The organism is Kitasatospora sp. NPDC088160 (genome assembly GCF_044741445.1).
GTDB lineage: Bacteria > Actinomycetota > Actinomycetes > Streptomycetales > Streptomycetaceae > Kitasatospora.
This window is the reverse complement of the sequence record NZ_JBIUSS010000017.1, coordinates 167,342-187,190: the sequence shown is the minus strand read 5'-3', so window position 1 is coordinate 187,190 and position 19,849 is coordinate 167,342. Positions and strand designations below refer to the sequence as shown.

General features: G+C 75.1%; 12 protein-coding genes. 3 read left to right on the top strand and 9 right to left on the bottom strand.

All coding sequences use genetic code 11. From position 1 onward, the window contains the following. Positions 1-49 precede the first annotated feature (49 nt). From ACIOGZ_RS26090 to ACIOGZ_RS26075, 4 genes are all read right to left on the bottom strand, one after another. Entirely contained in the window at positions 50-727 is a 678-nt protein-coding gene (locus ACIOGZ_RS26090; protein ID WP_363625720.1) for a ScbR family autoregulator-binding transcription factor, read from the bottom strand. 84 nt (positions 728-811) lie between these two features. Beyond that, positions 812-1,687, bottom strand: coding sequence for a BTAD domain-containing putative transcriptional regulator (locus ACIOGZ_RS26085; RefSeq protein WP_400987536.1), 876 nt, complete (start codon positions 1,685-1,687; stop codon positions 812-814). Between the two features lie 448 nt (positions 1,688-2,135). Continuing rightward, positions 2,136-2,867 (bottom strand): ScbR family autoregulator-binding transcription factor, encoded by a 732-nt coding sequence (locus tag ACIOGZ_RS26080; RefSeq protein WP_363586250.1) that lies wholly within the window; start codon positions 2,865-2,867, stop codon positions 2,136-2,138. A 261-nt stretch (positions 2,868-3,128) separates the two neighbouring features. Further along, on the bottom strand, positions 3,129-3,533 hold the full coding sequence (locus tag ACIOGZ_RS26075) for a RidA family protein (protein ID WP_363586249.1): 405 nt from the start codon (positions 3,531-3,533) through the stop codon (positions 3,129-3,131). A 215-nt stretch (positions 3,534-3,748) separates the two neighbouring features. Between ACIOGZ_RS26075 and ACIOGZ_RS26070 the strand changes: the two genes are divergently transcribed. Beyond that, complete coding sequence (locus ACIOGZ_RS26070; protein WP_363586248.1) at positions 3,749-4,369, top strand: NlpC/P60 family protein; 621 nt, start codon at positions 3,749-3,751, stop codon at positions 4,367-4,369. A 7-nt stretch (positions 4,370-4,376) separates the two neighbouring features. On the opposite strand, the gene ACIOGZ_RS26065 is transcribed toward ACIOGZ_RS26070, so the two are convergent. Next, positions 4,377-4,904, bottom strand: coding sequence for a MarR family winged helix-turn-helix transcriptional regulator (locus tag ACIOGZ_RS26065; RefSeq protein WP_363629741.1), 528 nt, complete (start codon positions 4,902-4,904; stop codon positions 4,377-4,379). 95 nt (positions 4,905-4,999) lie between these two features. On the opposite strand from ACIOGZ_RS26065, the gene ACIOGZ_RS26060 reads away from it, so the two are divergent. Continuing rightward, positions 5,000-5,410, top strand: a complete 411-nt coding sequence (locus ACIOGZ_RS26060; protein ID WP_363586246.1) for a VOC family protein — start codon at positions 5,000-5,002, stop codon at positions 5,408-5,410. On the opposite strand, the gene thrS is transcribed toward ACIOGZ_RS26060, so the two are convergent. Together thrS and ACIOGZ_RS26050 are read right to left on the bottom strand one after the other, a co-directional pair. Beyond that, positions 5,404-6,729: a threonine--tRNA ligase gene (gene thrS / locus ACIOGZ_RS26055; protein ID WP_400987532.1), complete on the bottom strand. Its 1,326-nt coding sequence runs from the start codon at positions 6,727-6,729 to the stop codon at positions 5,404-5,406. The two genes, ACIOGZ_RS26060 and thrS, sit on opposite strands and share 7 nt — an antisense overlap. Before the next feature lie 199 nt (positions 6,730-6,928). Further along, the gene (locus tag ACIOGZ_RS26050; RefSeq protein WP_400987529.1) at positions 6,929-7,651 is read right to left on the bottom strand and encodes a leucine-rich repeat domain-containing protein; all 723 of its coding nucleotides are present in this window, start codon (positions 7,649-7,651) and stop codon (positions 6,929-6,931) included. Between the two features lie 162 nt (positions 7,652-7,813). Here ACIOGZ_RS26050 and ACIOGZ_RS26045 point away from each other — a divergent pair, with 162 nt between their 5' ends. Next, positions 7,814-10,954, top strand: a complete 3,141-nt coding sequence (locus ACIOGZ_RS26045; protein WP_400987527.1) for an AMP-binding protein — start codon at positions 7,814-7,816, stop codon at positions 10,952-10,954. Positions 10,955-11,004: 50 nt separating this feature from the next. On the opposite strand, the gene ACIOGZ_RS26040 is transcribed toward ACIOGZ_RS26045, so the two are convergent. Together ACIOGZ_RS26040 and ACIOGZ_RS26035 are read right to left on the bottom strand one after the other, a co-directional pair. Further along, on the bottom strand, positions 11,005-14,256 hold the full coding sequence (locus tag ACIOGZ_RS26040) for an amino acid adenylation domain-containing protein (protein ID WP_400987525.1): 3,252 nt from the start codon (positions 14,254-14,256) through the stop codon (positions 11,005-11,007). Further along, positions 14,253-19,820 carry an amino acid adenylation domain-containing protein gene (locus ACIOGZ_RS26035; RefSeq protein WP_400987523.1) on the bottom strand — a complete coding sequence of 1,856 codons (5,568 nt, stop codon included), beginning with the start codon at positions 19,818-19,820 and terminating at the stop codon, positions 14,253-14,255. Before ACIOGZ_RS26035 ends, ACIOGZ_RS26040 begins: the two co-directional genes overlap by 4 nt. Positions 19,821-19,849: the final 29 nt, after the last annotated feature.

Here is a 19,849-nt window from a genome sequence, read left to right as displayed (position 1 = left end):
GGGGCGCGCCGCACCAGGCACCCCGCCTGTCCGCCCCTGAACCGCCTGCTCAGCCCGGCAGCGACGTCAGCGGCCTGGTCCGGTAGGCGCTTGAGGAGCCCGGGGGGACGAGGCAGGGCAGCAGCCACTCCCACAGGGCGCCGACCCGGCGGGCGCGCTCCTCGCCCGGGCAGCCGTCACCGAAGACGACCTCCAGCCCGCAGGCTGCCGCCACCACCAGGGTCTCCGGGCCGGGATCGCCCGAGCGGTCGCGCAGCTCGCCGGCGCGCCGGGCACCGGTCAGCAACTCCCGGACGACACCGGCCCAGACGCCGTGGAAGCCCCGCACGCCCGCGACCGGCGCGCCGGGGGCGGGCGTGGCGGGAGCGAACGCGGCGGTCCTCGACTGCCAGCCGCCCTCCCGGCCGAGGCGGAACGCCGCCCGGACCACCGCGTCCGACCCCAGGGCGTCGACCAGCCAGTAGCCCACGTCGATCAGCGTCTGCAGGGGGGAGGAAGTGGCCCGCAGACCGCCGCAGGCGCCCCGCAGCGAGCGCTCGGCCCGCTGGAACACCGCCTGCGCCAGCTCCTCCTTGGACGCGAAGTGGAAGTAGAGCGCACCCTTCGTCACTCCCGCGGCGCCGGCGATCTCGCCGAGCGTGGCCCCCGCATAGCCGCAGCGGTCGAACAGCACCGCCCCCGCCTCGACCAGCCGTCCGCGTGTCCGTTCCGACCTCTCCTGCACCACCCGACCCACACCCCTCACAACGACGAGCACGTTCCGACCACACACGAGCAGCGCCCCGGTAGCGACGGCGCCTGCCGCGCGTCCTCAGCCGACCCGGGTGAACCGGGCCACGGACCCCTCCGGCGAAGCGGTCGCGGCCGCCTCGCGCTCCGGGCGCTCCGAACGCTCGGGGCGCTCGGGCCGCTCCGGGCCGGCCAGCAGGATGGAGCGCTGGAGCCGTCGCAGTCCGGTGGACGGCTCCATGCCCAACTCCCGTACCAGGGTGTTGCGCAGGCGCTGGTAGGCCTCCAGGGCCTCGCCCCGTCGGCCGGAGCGGTGCAGGGCGATCATGTACTGGCTGTGCAGGCTCTCGTGGGTGCGGTAGCGGTCGACCAGGACGGTGAGTTCGGCGAGCAGGACGCGGTGGCGGCCCAGCCGCAGGTCGGCCTCGATCCGCTGGTCCAGCGCGCAGAGCCGGGTCTCCTCCAACCGCTTGGCCTCGACGGCGAGTTGGCCACCCGCCAGGACGTCGGCGAAGGCCGGACCGCGCCACAGGCCGAGCGCCTCGCCGAGCATCCGGGCGGCCAGCGGGTGGTCGTCGCCGTCCATGGCCCGGTAGCCCATGCCGGCCAGGCGCTCGAACTCCCGGACGTCCGTCAACCCGCCGCCGCTGTTCAGCATGTAGCCGCCCGGCGAGGTCACCAGCACGTCCTTGGCGCAGGAGACCCCTGCCGCCGGGGCGACCTGCCCGAGCGCCCGGTCGATCATGTCGCGCAGTTGCAGCACGTACGTCTGCACCGTCGTGCGCGCGCTGCGCGGCGGGCGGCCCGACCACAGCTCCTCGGCCAGCACCCCGGCCGACACCACCTGGTCGGCCCGCAGGGCCAGCAGCCCCAGCACCTGCCGCGGTTTCGGCGCCGATGGCACCACCGACACCCCGCACACCCGGACGTCCAACGCCCCGAGCACCCGAATTTCCACGATGACCACCCCAATCACACGGAACGCCGCAGGCCGATCCGCCGCGGCCGGCACCCGGGTCGACACCCCTAGGGCGACTGTCACCAGTCAAAAACAGGACGCGCGGTTTGTCAATACAAAACCGAACGTGCTGTTTGTTTCTAGGAATGGGCGGCCCGACTCGGACAGACGGGCGCGGCGGCCACCCTGCGCCACGAACCGGCCACCACGCGCAGCGGAGTGCGGGCAAACCGAAGGCGGCGTCGGACCCCCGTGGATCCCGCGCCGCCACCAATTCGCCCGCACTCCGCGCGCACCGCCGGTCGGCCGACCGTCGGACCGACCGTCGGACCGACCACCGGGCCGACCACCGGGCCGACCACCGCCCGGACGCCCCCGCGCACAGGGGGCCACCGAGCCCTGGTCAACTCCGCACCAGCCGAAGCGATTTCCGGCCGGTGCCGGACCGTCAGCCCACACCGACCTCGTCCGCGACCGCGACCGCGACCGGCCGGGCGGCCGACCGCGCCCCGCCCTGCGCCCCGGCGCCCTCCGCCGCCGCGCGGGCGGCCGCCACCTCGGCGACCACCTGGGCACCGCGGTCCGGGCCCATCTGCAGCGAGCCGAGCACACCCGGCACCGTGATGCTCGGCATCAGGTGCTGGAACAGCCCGGCGGCCCGCCGTTCCAAGTCCGCGCGCCCGGACAGCTTCTGCGACTGGATCTGCACACCCGTCCACGCCGCCGTGACCAGCCACGCGGTGTCGGCCGGGACGACGTGCGGCAGCAGTTCACCCCGCTCGCCGGCCGCGACCAGCAGCGCCTCCAGCCGGCTGATCCAGCCGGGGATCGCGCCGCCGCCGAGGTCGTCGAAGACGTCCTGGCCCAGCGAGAGCCGGGCCCCCGCGCTCAGCAGCGGATCACGTGGCATCAGATACGCCACCACCATCCCGGTGTCCACGAACTCCTGGAGTTTGCAGACCCGTTCGGGCACACCGTCCTGGACGAACTGCTCCTCGACGACGCCCTGGGCCAGATCCCGCTTGGAGGCGAAATGGAAATACACCGCACCACGCGTCACACCGGCCCGCGCGACCACCTCGCCGATGGTGGCGCCCTCGTAGCCGAACTCGTCGAAGACCGACGCCGCCGCCTCCAGGATCAGCCGACGCGTCCGGACCGCCCGCTCCTGCCGAACCACCGCAACCACCCCACCCAGAGCTCCCGGAAAACAAAACCAAACACCCCGTATCTTAGCTACCGGTGGCCTACGGACGACAAGATGATGTCGGGGAATCGCCTCAAACGCTTCTCCCCTCCCGCCCGCATCCTCCGCATTTCGCCTACGGGCCGCCGCTCCTTCGCCGGACGACCGAAAGCGGCACCGCCGCCACACCTCACCTATCCGGGGAAAAACCGAACGATCGGTTTCCTAATCCGGACACCGGGAGGCCGGAAGGCGTCACGGCAGGACGGCCACCGCCTCCACCTCCACCAGCTGGTCGTCGTAGCCGAGCACCGACACCCCCAGCAGCGTGCTGGGGGCGTCGTGCTCCCCCATGTAGGCGCGGTACACGTCCCACACCGCGACCAGGTCGGCCTGGTCGGCGGAGGCCACGTACACCGTCGTGCGGGCGACGTCGGTCAGCCCGGCACCGGCGTCCTCCAGCACGGTTATCAGGTTCCGCATCACCTGGTGCGCCTGGCCCGCGTAGTCGCCGACGGCGACCGTCCGCCCCTCTGCGTCGAGCGGGCAGGCGCCGGCGAGCCAGAGCGAACGGGCCGGGGCGTCGACCAGGGCCGCGTAGGCGTAGTCGACGGCCGGGGTGAGGCGGGAGCTGCGGATCAGCTTGACTGCGCTGTTCAAGGGGCACTCCGAAGGGTCGCGGCCGAACGTTCGCGCCCATCGTTGGCCTCTCCTGAACGACCGTCAAACCATTTACCAGCGCTTTCCCGTCCGCCACGGGCCCGTTGCGTCCACGATTCACCGTTGCGGGTGATGGCGGGCCGACCCGCCCGGCCGGAATCCTGGTGGCCGCCACCCGCACGCGCCGACGCCACGCCGACACCAGGAGGTCACCCATGGAATCCCGACCGCCGTACCGCGACGAGGCCTCCGGGGTCCGCCGGCGCCGGATGCTCGGCCTGGCACTCGGGGCGGGGCTCGTCCCGACCCTCGCTCCGGTCGCGGCCGCGACCGCGACAACCCGGTCGGACACCCCGGCGCCCGCGTCCGCCGCCCTGGGCCGCCGGGTCGCCGAGGTGGCCACCGCCCAGCTCGGCGTGCCGTACGCCTGGGGCGGCGGCGACCGGCTGGGGGCGAGCCTCGGCTTCTGCGACGACGAGAACGGCTACCTGGACGGCGTCTGCATGGGCGAGAGCACGGTCGGCTTCGACTGCAGCGGCCTGTCCCTCTACTGCTGGTACCGGGCCAGCCACGGCACGGTCGAGCTCGGGCACTACACCGTCGCCCAGTTCCACCGCAGTGCCCCGGTGGAGCGTGACGCCCTCGCCCCGGGCGACCTGCTGTTCTTCTCCCGCCCGGACGCGCCGCTGCACCACGTCGGGATCCACGTCGGCGACGGCGCGATGATCCACGCCGAGCGCACCGGGACGCCGGTCGCCCGGGTCGAGCACGTCCTCGACGTCCCGCGCTGGGCCGGCGAGTTCGCCGGTGCCCGCCGCCCCGGGCCGACCGGCTGAGCGGGCCTCAGAGGCCGCGCCGCTCCCCCGGCCCCTGGTGTCCCTGGTGGACGCGCAGCAGCAGGCCGTGCAGCAACTGCCGCTCCCGCGCGTCCAGCGGCGCCAGCACTTCGTCCTGCACCGCGCGCGCCCGGGCGTCCAGCTCCGCGAGCAGCGCCCGCCCGGCGCCGGTGACCGACACCGAGACCCGCCGCCGGTCCGCCACGTCGCGGACGCGCTCGACGTACCCGGCGGCGGCCAGCTGGTCGGCGACCTTGGCGAGGTCACTCGGGTCGATGCCCAGCCGCTGGACCAGGTCCCGTTGGGCGTGCGGCCCGAAGTCGGCGAGCGCGGCCAGCACGGCCATGTCCCAGAGCCGGAGGCCGTGTTCGGCGAGCTGCTCGGCGAGACGGCCCCGTGCCGTCCGGCCGATCCGGGAGAGCAGGTAGGTGCTGAGGTCGAGCAGCGTCGGCGGCAGGGAGGGAGCGGACAGGGAAGGAGCGGGCAGGGAAGGGGCGGGCAGCGGGGATTCGGGGAGCGGGGGTTCTGGGGCCATGGCGTCAGTCTAGGGTTCGTCCCTATAGTGGGTGCCGACCCACCAATATCGGACTGATCCGACCCGCTGAATCCTCGAGCCCGGGAGCTTCGACCGTGGACGCCCTGTATCCCCGCCTGCTCGTGACCCGTTTCGCCGAGTGCTTCGGGTTCTACCGGGCGGTCCTGCCGCCCCTCACCGGCGCCGCCCTGGTCAAGGGCGCCCCCGACGGCCCCTACGCCAACTGGGACGTCGACGGGCAGGCCGTCCTGGTGCTCTTCGACCGCGCCGCGATGGCCGCCGCCCTGGGCACCACCGGCCTGCCCGAACGCCCGGCCGCCCCCGCCCAGGACGCCGCGATGCTGGTCTTCAGGGTGGCCTCCGTGGACGACGCGTTCGCCCTCTGCCTGCGCCACGGCGGCACCCCGGTCGTCGGCCCGACCGACCGGCCCCAGTGGGGCCCGGACCTGCGCAGCGCCCACCTGCGGGACCCGGACGGCCATCTGATCGAGCTCCAGTCCTACTGAGCCGCCACGCCCGGCCGGCGCGCGGGGTCGTCCGCCCAGAGGTCGGCGCTGCACGCCGCCACCAGCGCGCCGATCCTGGCCCACGCCTCCTCCGCGGGCAGCGGTTCGAGCCGGCGGCCGTCCCGCAGCCGCAGCGCGACCCGGTCGTCCACGGCCTCCTTGGCCCCGATCACGGCCTGGTACGGCACCAGGCGCGCCGCCCGGATCCGGGCGCCCAGGCTGCCGTGCCCGGGCCCGGCGACCTCGGCGCGCAACCCGAGGTCGAGGCAGCGCCGCCGGAGCCGCTCGGCCTGCGGCAGTTCGCCCTCGGAGACCGGCAGCAGCACCACCTGCGCCGGGGCGAGCCAGGCCGGGAACGCGCCGCCGTACAGCTCGATGAGGTGGGCGACCACCCGCTCCACGCTGCCGATCACGCTGCGGTGGACCATCACCGGCCGGTGTTTCGCGCCGTCCGGGCCGATGTAGTGCAGGCCGAACCGCTCGGGCTGGTGGAAGTCGATCTGCACGGTGGAGAGGGTGAACTCGCGCCCGGCGCCGTCGGCGATCTGCACGTCGATCTTCGGCCCGTAGAAGGCGGCCTCGCCCTCCGCGGCCTCGAACGGCACGCCGGAGCGTTCCAGCACGTCGGTGAGCAGCGCGGTGGCCCGCTCCCAGAGGGCCGGATCCGCCACGTACTTGCCGCCCGCGCCGGGCAGCGAGAGCCGGTAGCGGACCGGTTCGATGCCGAGCGCGCGGTGTGCCGCGCGGATCAGCTCCAGTGCGGCGACGGCTTCGTCGGCGGCCTGCTCCGGGGCGCAGAACACGTGCGCGTCGTTCAGCTGGATCGCCCGGACCCTGGTCAACCCGCCCAGCACGCCGGACAGTTCGGAGCGGTACATGCCACCCAACTCGGCCATCCGCAGAGGGAGTTCCCGGTAGCTGTGGGGTCGGGAGCGGTAGATCAGGGCGTGGTGCGGGCAGAGGCTCGGCCGGAGCACCATCTCCTCCGAGCCCAGTTCCATGGGTGGGAACATGTCGTCGCGGTAGTGCGCCCAGTGGCCGGAGATCTCGTACAGCTCGCGCTTGCCGAGCACCGGCGAGTACACGTGGCGGTAGCCGGCCCGCCGCTCGCGCTCGCGGATGAACTCCTCCAGGGTGTGCCGGATCGCGGCGCCGTCGGGCAGCCAGTAGGGCAGGCCGGAGCCCATCAGCGGGTCGGTGTCGAACAGGTCGAGTTCGCGGCCGAGCTTGCGGTGGTCGTGCGCGGGGTGGTCGTGCGCAGGGCGGTCGTGCGCGGCGTGGTTGTGCGCGGCGTGGTTGTGCGCGGCGTGGTTGTGCATGGGGTGGTCTCCACTCGGATCTGCGGGCGAGTGGTCCGGAAACGGCGAAGCCCCGGGGCACTCGCCCCGGGGCTTCGGACTAGGTCAGCAGTCAGCGCACCGGGACTCTCTCCGGCGTCGTCGTGGCGAGTGCAGCGCGCTTCATGCGATCCACGATAACAGGGCGCCGACCGCCGTGGTGATCTTTATCCGCGGCCGCTCAGAACAGGACGGCGCAGCCGCGCGCGTCGAGCGCGCCGAGCAGCCGCGGCGAGGGGCGCGCCTCGTTCCACCGCAGGTCCAGCTTCTCCAGTGCGGGCAGTTCGGCCAGCCAGTGCGGCAGTTCGGTGATCCGGTTGCCCCGAAGGTCGAGCCGGCGCAGCAGCGGCAGCCCGGCGAGCACCGGCGGGACCTCGGCGAGCGCGTTGTCCCGCAGTTCGAGTTCGCGCAGCGCGGTGAGGCCGCCGAAGGTGTCCGGCAGGGTGGTCAAGTGGTTCCCGCACAGCCAGAGTTCACGCAGGGCGGTCAGTTCGCCGAGGCGGTCGGGCAGCGCCGTGAGCCGGTTGCGCTGGACGCGCAGCTCGACCAGGGCTGTCATGTCGCCGATGGTGGCGGGGAGTTCGGTGAGCCGGTTGTCGCCGACGTTGAGGTAGCGCAGCGCGGTGAGGCGGCCGAGCGCGGCCGGCAGCGCGGTCAGCGCGTTGTCGTGCAGGTAGAGGAAGTCGGCGAGCCCGGTCAGCTCGCCCAGTTCGGCGGGCACGCCGGTGAGCCGGTTGTGCCCGAGGTCGAGGGTGCGAAGCCGTCGCAACCCGCCGACCTCGGGCGGCAGTTCGGTCAGGCCGGTCTCGGCGAGGATGAGCACGGTCAGGTCGGTCCGGTCCCACACCTCGGCCGGTACCGCGCCGAGGGGCCGGCGCCAGAGGTTCAGCGTCACGTCGGTCACGCCCGTCATTGTCCCGTCCACACGCCCGCCGCCGACGGGCGGTCGTGACGACATGTGAACGGATCTGGCGCCTTCCTTCACTGCTCCGATACGTTCTGGATCACTCAGCGGTCAGCAGCCCCTCCGGGAGTCGTCATCAACGCTCAGCCCGTCCCCGTCCCCGTGCCCCTCACCCTCCCCGCCCTGCTGGACCACCGGGCGGCGCTGCACCCCGACCGGGAGGCGCTGCTGGTGCCGGGCGGCGGCAGCCTCACCTACGGCCGGTGGCGCGAACGGGCGGTGCGGGCCGCGCACGGGCTGGCCCGGGCCGGGGTACGGCCCGGGGACCGGGTGGCGCTGCTGCTCGACAACCGGGAGTGGGACGCGTACGCCGTGGCGTTCCTGGCCGCGCACTACGCGGGCGCGGCGGGGCTGGTGATCCGCGCGGACCTCTCCGGGGCGGACGTCGCGCGGCTCGTCGACGCCGCGGGGGCGCGCTGGGCGATAGCCGGGAACGGGCCGCACACCGCTCTGCCCACCTTCACCCTCGACGACCTGGAGGGCAGTGGTGACGGCGAGGGCAGCGGTGACGGCGAGGGCAGCGGTGACGGCGAGGGCAGCGGTGACGGCGAGGGCAGCGGTGACGGCGAGGGCAGCGGTGACGGCGAGGGCAGCGGCGCCGAACCGCCGCATCGGGCCGCTCCCGGGGACCTCGCCCAGATCATCGGCACCTCCGGCACCACCGGCACCCCGAAGGGCGTCCGGGCCGCGCACGCCAGCCTGACCGCCGGGCTCGTCCTCAACCCCCGCCCCCGCCCGTACGCGCACTCGCGCTACGCGGTGCACGCCTTCCCGATCGGGACCAACGCCGCCCAGGTCGTCCTGGTGAACGCGCTGACCGCGCAGCCGGCCACGATCTGCCTGCCGCGCTTCGACGCGGAGGAGTTCGGCCGGGTGGTCGAGGAGTACGGCGCGGGCACCGTCTTCCTGGTGCCGTCGATGGCGGTGGAGCTGCTGAACTCCGGGATCGCCGAGCGCCGGGACCTGAGCAGTGTCCTCCTGGTCAGCTCCTCGGCCGCCGCGCTCCCGCCCGCCGTCGCCGCCGGGCTCTGCGCCGCCCTGCCCAAGGCGACCGTCGTCAACACCTACACCTCCGCCGAGGCCTCCCCCGCCCAGATCTCCGCGATCGTGGACGCCGGCCGCCCCGGTTCGGTCGGCCGCCCCACCGACCCGGCCGACCTGCGGATCCTGGACGAGGCCGGGCAGCCCGTCGCGCCCGGCGACACCGGCGAGCTCTGGCTGCGCCAGCCGGGCCCGCCCCGGGGGTACGTCGGCGCGGACTCCGGCGCCGTGTTCCGCGACGGCTGGGTGCGGATGGGCGACCTGGGCCGGCTGGACAGGGACGGCTACCTCCACCTGGTCGACCGGGAGAGCGACATCGTCAAGTCCGGTGCGCTGAAGGTCTCCACTCTGCGCATCGAGGCGGTGCTGCACGAGCACCCGCAGGTCGCCGACGCGGCCGCGCTCGGGCTGCCGCACCCGGTGATGGGCCAGGTGCCGGTGGCGGCCGTGGTCCCGCTCCCGGGCGGGATCGACCTCGACGGGCTGCGGCTCTTCCTCGGCGAGCGGCTCGCCCGGGCCGAACTGCCCGTACGCCTGCTGGTGACGGACTCGCTGCCGCGCAACCCCAGCGGAAAGGTCGTCAAGCACCGGCTCCGGGCCAGGTTCGAGGAGCCCGTGCCCACCGCCGGCACCGCACCGGCCACCGCCCGGGAGCGCGCGCTGGCCGAGCTGTGGCGGGGCGTGCTGGGGCGGCCGGTCCGGGCCGTGGAGGAGGAGTTCTTCGCGCTCGGCGGGGACTCCTTCCGGGCCGTCCAGCTGGCCGCCGCGATCTCCGCCGAGTTCGGCGTGGCGGCCGGTACGGCCCTGGTGTTCGAGCGGCCCTCGCTGCGGGCCCAGGCCGCCTGGTTGGAGCAGGCGGCGGCCTCGACCGGCTCCGCCGGGCCGGTGGAGCCGGTCGAGGCCGAGGCGACGGCGTTCCTGCGCTCGCTGCGCGCCCAGCCGCACGAGCTCCCGCTCACCGCGCAGCAGGAGAACTTCCTGCGCTGGATGGCCGAGGCCGCGGGCCGCAACGTCGGCTCGGTGGCGGTGATGTTCCGGGTGCTGGAGGAGCTGCGGACGGACACCCTGGCCGACGCCCTCCACCAGGCGATCCGCCGCCACCCCGCGCTGCGCACCAGGTTCGTCCCGGTGCCGGACGCCGAACCGGGGGTGCTGCGGGCCGTGCTCGACGACGAGCCGCGCGCCGACGTGGTGCTGCTGGACGCCCCCGGCGCGAGCGATGCGGAGGTGTCGGCCCGGCTCGTCGCCGAACGCGACCGGCTGACCGACCTGGCCTCGGGGGCGATGACCAGGCTCGCCGTGGTGAGCCGGGGCCCCGGGGACCACGTCGTCATGCTGGCGGTCCACCACATCGTCGCCGACGGCTGGTCGCTGGGCGTGCTGCTGCGCGACCTGGGCGTGCTGTACTCGGCGCTGCGCGGCGGCCGCCCGGCGCCGGCCGCCCGGCCCGGCCCGGCGTACCGGGAGCTGGTGGAGTGGTCGAACGCGCACTGGCCGGCCACCCGGGCGCACTTCGCGACGGCGCTCGCGGGCGCCCCCACGGCGATCGACCCGTTCCCCGGGCGGCAGGACACCGAGGTGGTGCTGAGCGCCGTCCGGACGCTGGAGGTGCCGGCCGAGCGGGCGGGCGCGCTGCGGGCCCGGGCGGCGGAGCTGGGGGCCACCCCGTTCCTCGCGATGGCGGCGGTGTGGAGCGGGCTGCTGGCCGCCCGCAGCGGACAGCGGGACTTCGTCCTGATGACCCCGGTGCCCGGCCGCACCAGGCCGGAGGCGGAACGCGCGGTCGGCTGCTTCGTCCAGTCGCTGCTGCTGCGGGTGGACGCCGCCGGGGAGCCCGGGTTCGCCGAACTGCTGGACCGCGTCCGCACGGCCGCCACCACCGCGCTGGACCACCAGCTGTACCCCTTCGCCGAGTTCAGCCCGCTGGTCCCGTTCGCCGCCTGGCTGCGGTACGAGAGCTGGAGCGCCCCGGCACAGCTGCCCGGAGTGGCGTGCGCCGCGTGGGAGCTGCCGCGCAACGCCACCGTGCCGTACCCGCTGCCCGGCGGCGACCGGCACGTGCCGGAGCTCGCCGTCACCGAGCAGCCGGACGGCTCGCTGCGCTGCTGGCTGCGGTACAACGAGCACGCCTTCACGGCCGAGGCGGTGGACGCGCTGGCCGCGGACCTCGCCGCCGCGCTGGCCGGCGCCGCGCGGGTGTGAACCGGGGCCCCCGCCCCCGCGCTGGGGGCGGGGGGCCGCCGGCCGTGCCCTCAGCCGGTGAGCCGGCCGGCGGCCTCCGCCTCGGTGAGGCCGTCGATCTCGGCGATCAGCAGCGCCTCGATCCGGGCCGCCAGGACGGCCGGGGTGCTGCTCTCGAAGACGTCCCGGATCGGCATGTCGAGGCCGAGCCCGGCTCGGATCCGCGCGGCGACCCGGGTGACCAGCAGGGAGTCCCCGCCGAGCGCGAAGAAGTCGTCGAGCACCCCGACCCTGGGCACGCCCAGCACCTCCTGCCACAGCTCGGTGACCAGGTGTTCGGCGTCGGTGCGCGGCGCGAGGTAGCGGGCCCCCGCGGCCGGTTCGGGGTCGGGCAGGGCCGCCGGGTCGGGCTTGCCGTTCGCGGTCAGCGGCAGCCGGTCCAGCAGCACCACGGCGTCCGGCACCAGGTAGGCGGGCAGCCGCCGGGCCAGGTGCTCGCGCAGCTCCGCCGGGCCGGGCCGGGCGCCCAGGCGGGGCACCGCGTACGCCAGCAGCCGCCGCCCGTCGCGCAGCAGCACCGCGGCCTGGGCGACGGCCGGGTGCGCGGCCAGGGCGGACTCGATCTCGGCGGGTTCGATCCGGTAGCCGCGCAGCTTCAGCTGGCCGTCGCCGCGCCCCAGGTACTCCAGTTGCCCGTCCGTACGCCAGCGGACCCGGTCGCCGGTGCGGTACATCCGGCCGCCGGTGAACGGGTCCACGGTGAGCGGGTCGCCGGTCGACGGGTCGCCGGTCGACGGGTCGCCGGTCGACGGGTCGGCGGTGAACGGGTCGGGCACGAAGGCGGCCGCCGTCAGGTCGGGCCGGCCCAGGTAACCGCGCGCCAGCCCGGCGCCGCCGAGGTACAGCTCGCCCTCGGAGCCGCGCGGCAGCAGGGCACCGCGCTCGTCCAGCACGTGGAGCTGGACCCCGGGCAGCGGGCGGCCCAGCGCAGGCCGGCGGGCGGTGTCCGCGGCGGTCAGGTCGGTCGCGGTGACGATGACGGTGGCCTCGGTGGGGCCGTAGGTGTTGACCAGTCGGACGGCGTCGCCGTGCCGCTGCCGCCACCGGTCGACGGCGTCGGCGCCCACCTGGGAGCCGCCGAGGATCTGCAGGCGCAGCGCGGCCGGCCAGCGGGTCTGCTCGCCGAGGCCGACGAGTTCCTCCCAGTAGGCCGTGGGCAGGTCGAGCACGGTGACGGTGTCGCCGTGCGGGCCGCCCAGCAGGTCGGGCAGGGTGCGGCCGCCGCCGGGCAGCAGGACGACGCAGGCCCCGGAGGCGAGCGCGGGCCAGAGCTCCTCGACGTGGGTGTCGAAGCCGAGCAAGGCGAACTGGACGATCCGGTCGGCGGGTCCGAGCGCGTAGCCGTCGGGCCCGGCCATCCAGGCCACCCGCGCGGCGAGCGCGGCGTGGTCGACGGCGACGGCCTTGGGCGCGCCGGTGGAGCCGGAGGTGTAGAGCACGTAGGCCGGGCCCCAGGGGTCCGACGGGACGGGGTCGGCGTGCCCGGGGTCGGCGTGGTCGGGACCGTCGTGCCCGGGGCCGTCGATCGCCGGGTCGACGCCGGTGAGGACCAGGGCGGCGTCGGCCTCGCGCACCATCAGCCGGCGGCGTTCCTCGGGGTGGGCCGGATCGAGCGGCAGGTAGGCGGCGCCGGCCTTCCAGATCGCGGTCAGGGCGACGACCAGGTCGAAGGAGGGCGGCATCGACACCGCGACGACCCGGCCCGCCACCCGGCCGAGCCGTCGCGCCAACGCGCTGGAGCGCCGGTCGAGTTCGCCGTAGGTCAGGCTCCGGCCGTCGCACTCCAGCGCCGGGGCGTCCGGGCGGGCGGCGGCCTGCTCGGCGAACCGTTCCAGCACCGTCCGGGCCTCCTGGGCCTCCGGGCCCGCTCCCAGTGCGAGCAGTTCCGCCCGCTCCTCGGACCCCACCAGCCAGTCCCCGTGCAACGGGAGCTGCGGGTCGTCGACCACCCGGGCGAACAGGGCGCGGCACCGCCGGCCGAGGGCCTCGACGGTCTCCCGGTCCAGCACCTCGCGGTCGAAGCAGAAGGACAGCGCGATCCCGCCGTCGGCGGTGCGCCAACTGTCCAGCAGCAGGTCGGTCTTGGCCTGCTCGAAGCCGGAGTCCATGCTCGCGGTGCGGACGCCCGCGGGCAGGGCGGGCGCGCCGGGGCCGCCCGCCAGGTCGTACTGGCTCTGGTGGACGAAGACGGCCCGGTACAGCGGCCCGGCGCCGAGCTCCGCGGGCAGGCCGAGGTGGGCGGCGAGCCGTTCGACCGGCACGTCCTGGTGGCCCAGGGCGGCGAGCGTGGCCGAGCGGGTTCGCCGCAGCACGGTACGGAAGTCGGGGTCGCCGGTGAGGTCGGCCCGGATCACCGCCGTCCGGCTGAAGTAGCCGAGCAGCGCCTCGTGCGCGGCCTCGTTGCGGCCGGCCAGCGGGGTGCCGACCACGAAGTCCCGGCAGCCGGTCCAGCGCGCGAGCACGTACTGGTACCCGGCCAGCAGCACCATGAACGGGGTGCACCGCTCCTGTCGCGCCAACTGGTCGAGGGCGGCGGTCAGTTCGGGGTCGAGGCGGACGGTGGTGAACCCGGCGGGCCGGGTCGGGTCGGCCGGCCTCGGGTGGTCGAGCGGGAGGCGCAGCGCGCCGGTGCCGGCCAGCCTCTCCGCCCAGTAGCGGAACGCCTCCTCGGCCGCCCCGCCGGCCGTCCTGGCCTGCTCGGAGCGGGCGAAGTCGCCGTACTGGAGCGGGAGTTCCGGCAGTTCGGCGGGGGCCTCGCCGATCGCCTCACGGTAGAGGGCGAGCAGTTCGCGCCACATCGTCCGGAACGACCAGCCGTCCGAGACGATGTGGTGGACGACGACGCAGAGCGCGTGCTCCCCCTCCCCCGCGCTGATCAGCGCCGCCCGCAGCGGCGGCCCGGCGGCGAGGTCGAAGGGCGCGTTGACGTACGGGCGGCAGGCGTCGGTGAACTCGGCCTCGGCCGCGCCCTCGGGCAGCCGGACCAGGGCGAGGTCGATCTCGGCCGAGGGCTGGACGAGTTGGACGGGTTCCTCGCCGTCCGCGGCCGCGGGCCCCGCGGCGGCGCCGAGCGCGAAGCGGGTGCGCAGGATCTCGTGCCGCGCCGTCAGCCGGTGCAGCGCGGTGCGCAGGGCCTCCGGGTCGATCGGCCCGGTCCACCGCCGGTTGAGGTACATGTTGAAACCGGCGTCGTCCGGGTGGAGTTGCTGGAGGAACCAGAGCCGGCGCTGTTCGCCGGTCAGCGGGTGGATGGCGGTGGTCACCGGACGGTCACCTCGGTCTCGGAGCGGCGCGGGGCGGCAAGGGCAGCGGGAGCGACAGGAGCAGCGGGGGCAGCAGGGGTGGCAGGAGCGGTCGCGGCCCGGTCCTGGAGGGTCTTCAGCCCGACCAGGTCGTCGGGCTCGGCGTCGGGGACGTCCCGGTCGAAGTGCCGCAGCACGGGCACGGCCAGGCAGACCAGCACCAGGGCGGCCATCGCGAGGCCGAACAGCAGGTAGAGCAGCCCGATGCCGCGGCCGTCGCCGGTGCCGATGAGCCGGCCCACGGTCGGGGCCAGGGCGCCGTCGTGGTCCATCAGCGGCTGGAGCAGCCGGGGCCCGAGCGGGGCGACCAGGGCGAAGCCGACCGGCAGGGTCGACCAGGCGACCATGGTGTTCACGGCGATCACCCGGCCGTGGAAGCGCAGCGGCACCTTGGTCTGCACGATGGTCGCGTAGACGCCGTTGACCAGGGCCAGGCCGAAGGCCATGCCGAACGCGCCGAGGGCGACCACGACCAGCGACGGGCGCAGCCCGGTGACCAGGCACGCCCCGGCCAGGGCCAGGGTGGCGAGCAGCACCCCGCGCAGCCGCAGGTGGCGCGGCCCGCCCCAGGCGAGCAGGGTGAGCCCGCCGAGTACGGCCCCGAGGCCGGCCGCCGTCGACACCCAGCCGGCCGCCGCGAGCGGGGCGAAGGAGAGCACCAGCGGGGTGGTGAGCAGGAACAGCGGGGAGAGGAAGATGTTCAGCACCGCGAAGAACAGCAGCATGGCCCGGAAGTGCCGGCTGCCGAGCGCCCGCCGGAAGCCCTCGCGGATCTCGGCGGAGACGCTCTCGCGCCGGCGGGCGCCCATCAGGTCGGGGAAGCGGACCGCCAGGGTGACGGCGAGGGCGGCGGCGTAGCTGACGACGTCGAGGGTGAGGATGCCGCCGAGCCCGATCGCGGCGAGCAGGCCGACGGCGAACAGCGGGACGAGGAACTGGGCGAGGCCGAAGGCCATCTGCACCAGGCCGTTGGCCCGGCCGAGGTAGCGCTTGGGGACGAGCTGGGGCACCGCGGCGTTCCAGGCGAGCCGTTGGAAGGTGAGCGCGGTGGAGAGCACGCCGATGAGCACGTACGCGTGCCAGACCTGGAGGCTTCCGGTGAGGTGGAGCAGGAGCAGCAGCGCCTGGGTGGCGCCGGCGGCGAGGTCGCCGTAGAGCATGATCCGGCGCCGGTCGCCCCGGTCGACGACGGCGCCCGCGATCGGTGCGGCGAGGATGCCGGGGACGAGTCCGCAGGCGGCCAGCAGTCCGAACTGGGCCAGGGAGCCGGTGCGCAGGTAGATCCAGACCGGGAGGGCGAACTCGGTGAGCGCCGATCCGATCATCGACACCTGCTGCCCGGAGGCGACGGTGAGGAAGCGGCGCATGGTCGGTCGCAGCGGGGCCTGCTCCGCCCGTGGCGCGCCGTCGCCCCGGGAGAGCCCGGCCAGCCACCAGGTCGCGCCGTCGCTCCGGTGGTGCCGTTCCTCCTGGCCGGCGGCGATCGAGCGGTGGACGCGGGTGAGGATCTCCGCGAGTTCGGCGGCCCGGTACTTGAGGTAGAAGTGGCCGGCCTCGTCGAGCACGACGACCGCGGCGGTGTCGGTGAGCCGGTGCCACTCCCGGTAGCGCTCCTGGTAGAAGTCCGTCGCCGGGTCGCGCTCGCCGCAGACGGCGATGATCGGGGCCCTGATCCGGCCGTCCTCGCTGTCGAACAGCCGGGTGAAGTAGCGTTCGGCGTCCTTGGTGCCGGTGCGGCGGTTGCGCACGATCAGCCGCAGCTGCTCGGCGTCGACCTCGTCGGTGTCCAGCCCGGCGGCGGCCAGCGCGTTGATCATGCCCTGGTCGTTGCGCAGCCGGTCGGTGAGGTCGGCCCAGCGTTCGCCGACGGCGGCGCCGCGCCCCCGGGGACGGGCGAAGGGGAAGATGCCGCCGAGGTGGACGGCGTCGATCTCCCGGCCGGCGGCCTCGACCTGCCGGGCGATCTCCACGGCCAGGCGGACGCCGACGCCGCAGTGCCCGTACAGCACGATCGGGCCGGGGACGTTCTCGACGATCTCGCGGGCGCAGGTCGCGGCGACCTCGTCGATGTCCATCGCCTCCTCGCCGAGTTCGTGCCCCGGGACGGCGATCGAGTACAGCGCCCAGTCCTCGGGCAGGGCGTCGGCGAGCGGCTTGTAGATGAGCGCGCTGCCTCCGCCGTAGGGGGCGCAGACCACGCTGGCGGTGGTGCGCGGACTCGGCGGGGTGAGCCGGTGGAGCAGGCCGCCGGAGCCGCGTTCGGCGGTCGGGTCGGCGACCAGGGCGGCGAGCCGGCGGACGGTGGGGTGGGTGAACAGGTCCATCACGCCGATGGGGGCGGGCAGCTCCGGGAAGGCCCGGCGCAGGCGGGCGACGACCTGGGTGGCGAGCAGGGAGTGGCCGCCGAGGTCGAAGAAGTCGTCGAGCGCGCCGACCCGTTCGACGCCCAGCACCTGGGCCCAGATCGCGGCGATCGCCGTCTCGGCCTCGCCGTCGGGTTCGACGTGTCCGCCGGTCGGCGCCGGGTCCTCGGGTTCGGGCAGCGCCTTGCGGTCGACCTTGCCGTGGGCCAGCAGGGGCAGCGCGTCGAGGACGACGTAGCGGGCCGGGACGAGGTAGTCCGGCAGGACGGCGCCCAGCGCCTCCCGTAGTTCGGCGGGTGTCGGGGCGGGGGCGGCGCCGGGGTGTTCGAGGTAGGCGACGAGATTCTGGCGGACGCCCTCGCCGCGGAGCGTCACGAGCGCCTGGGTGATGCCGGGCAGCGCGGTGAGCGCGGCCTCGATCTCGCCGGGCTCGACCCGGTAGCCGCGGACCTTGATCTGGTCGTCGGCGCGGCCCAGGTACTCCAGCGTGCCGTCCGGCCGCCAGCGGGCCAGATCGCCGGTGCGGTACATCCGCCCGTCGGCGAACGGGTCCTCGACGAAACGTTCCGCCGTCAGGTCGGGGCGGCCCAGGTAACCGCGGGCGAGCCGGTCCCCGCCGAGGTAGAGCTCGCCCACCACCCCGGGCGGCACCGGTCGGCGGGCCTCGTCCAGTACGTAGCAGCGGGCGCCCGCGAGCGGGGTGCCGATCGGGGTGCTGCCGGGTCCCGCCGGGCCCGGCAGGACCTCGTGGACGGTGACGCCGACCGTCGCCTCGGTCGGCCCGTAGTGGTTGAACACGGCGCAGCGGCCCCGGCCGGCGAGGTCCGCCGCCCAGGCCCAGGGCGACGCCTCGCCGCCGAGCACCAGGGCCCGGCGCGGGAGCAGCCGCTCCGCGTCCACGTCGGCGGTCAGCGCGGCCAGGTGCGACGGCGTCATCTTGAGGTAGTCGATGCCCGACTCCTCGATGCGCTCGGCGAGTTCGGCACCGGCGATGCGGCGCGGCAGCAGGTGCACCCGGCCCCCGGTGGTCAGCGCCAGGTACAGCATGGTGATGCTGAAGTCGAAGGACAGGGACTGCAGCAGCCCGTAGGCCGCACCGGGCTCGATCCGCAGGCGTTCCCGCACGCCGGCCAGGTAGTTGAGGATCTGGCGGTGCTGCACCGCCACGCCCTTGGGCTGCCCGGTCGAGCCGGAGGTGTAGATCACGTAGGCGAGGTCGTCCGGCCCGGACGCCTCCGCCAACGGGGTCTCGTCCGGCAGGATTTGACCCTCGCCGACCGGCTCCCGGTCGACGAGCAGCTCGGCGCCGTCGTAGCCGGCGAACGCCGTCCGCAGCCGCGAGTCCGTGACCAGCACCCGCACGCCCGCGTCCGCCACCAGGTGGGAGAGCCGCGCGGGCGGCTGTTCCGGGTCCAGCGGCAGGTAGCCGCCGCCGGCCTTCAGGACGCCCACCAGGGCCGCCGCCAGTTCCGGGGACTGCTCCAGGCACACCGCCACCCGGTCGTCCGGGCCGACGCCCAGCGCCCGCAGCCGGCGGGCCAGGCCGGTGGCCCGGGCCTCGAGTTCACGGTAGGAGAGGGTGCGGCCGTCGAAGACCAGTGCCGGGCGGTCGCCCGCGCCGCGCGCCGCCTCGGCGAGCAGCCCGGTCAGCGTCCCGGGACCGGGCGCGGGCGCGGGCAGTTCGGGGCCCGCCGCCCAGCGCTCGACCACGTCCCGGCGCTCGGCCCCGGTCAGCATGGGCAGGCCGTCGACGGGCTGCGCCGGATCCGCCGTCGCCGCCGCCATCAGCACCTCGAAGCGCTCGGCGAGCCGCCGTACGGTGTCGGCCTCGAAGAGGTCGGTCCGGTAGGTGATCAGGCCGTAGAGACCGCCGTCCTTCTTCTCCCGCAGGTAGAAGGCGAGGTCGGCGTGGGTCGTGGTGGCCTCGTAGCCGAACCCCTCCGCCGCCGCGGCGGGCGCGGTGGAGGCGGCGCGGTCCCCGTAGTTCTGGAACGCGAAGGTCACCTGGAACACCGCCGAGCGGCTGACGTCCCGTTCGACGTCCAGGTCCGCCACCATCTGCTCGAACGGCACCTCCTGGTGGGTGTAGGCGTCGAGCGTCGTCTCCCGCACCCGCCCGATCAGGCCCGCGAAGCTCTGCCCCGGCTCCAGCCGGGCCCGGATCGGCAGCATGTTGACGAACGCCCCGACCACGCCCTCCAGTTCGCGGTGGAGGCGGCCGGCCACCGCCGAGCCGACGGCGAAGTCCCGCTGCCCGGAGTGCCGCCCCAGCAGCACCTGGAGGCCCGCCATCAGCACCATGTACGTCGACGCCCCGTGGGCGCGGGCGCACTCGGCGACGGCCCGCACCAGCTCCGGGCTCCAGTGCAGCTCCAGGGCGGCGCCGTCGAAGGTGAGCACCGGCGGACGCGGGCGGTCGACGGGCAGTTCCAGTGCCGGGACGTCGGCGAGTTCGGCGCGCCAGTGGTCCCGGGAGGCGGCCAGTGCGCCGCCGGCCAGCCGCTCCCGCTGCCAGTGCGCGTAGTCGCCGAACTGTACGGGCAGCTCCGGGAGTTCGACGGTGGTGCGGTGGGCGTACTGGGCGTAGAGCGCGTCCAGTTCGCGGTTGAGGATGTCGATGGACCAGCCGTCGCAGACGATGTGGTGCATCACCAGGGCGAGCACGTGGTCCTCGTCGGCGAGCCGGACCAGCAGCGCCCGCAGGAGGGGGCCGCGCGCCAGGTCGAAGGGGCGGCCGACCAGCGCGCCGATCTCGTCGGCGGCTCTTCGCCGGGGGTCCGGATCGTCGGCCGCGTCCACGAACTCGGCCGGGAAGGGGCCCGGTTCGGCGATGGCGACCTCGGCGGTGCCGTGCTCCGTGGTCGGGAACGACATCCGCAGGCTCTCGTGGCGGTTCACCAGGTCGGCCAGGGCGCGGTCCAGCGCCGGGCGGTCCAGCGGCCCGCGCAGCCGGCGGGCCGGCGCCAGCGCGTAGGCCGTCCCGCCCGGTGTGAACTGGTCCATGAACCAGAGCCGTTCCTGCCCGCTGGACAGCGGCGGTGCGCTGCCCTCGGGGCGCGGCTCGACGGTGCGCCGGGGCGCGGCGGCGCCGCGCAGTCGCTGGGCGAGCAGGGCGCGTTTGGTGGCGGACCAGTCGGCGGGCGGGTCCTGGGTGTCGGTCATCGGCGGTCCATTCGGGCGGGGGCGGGAGG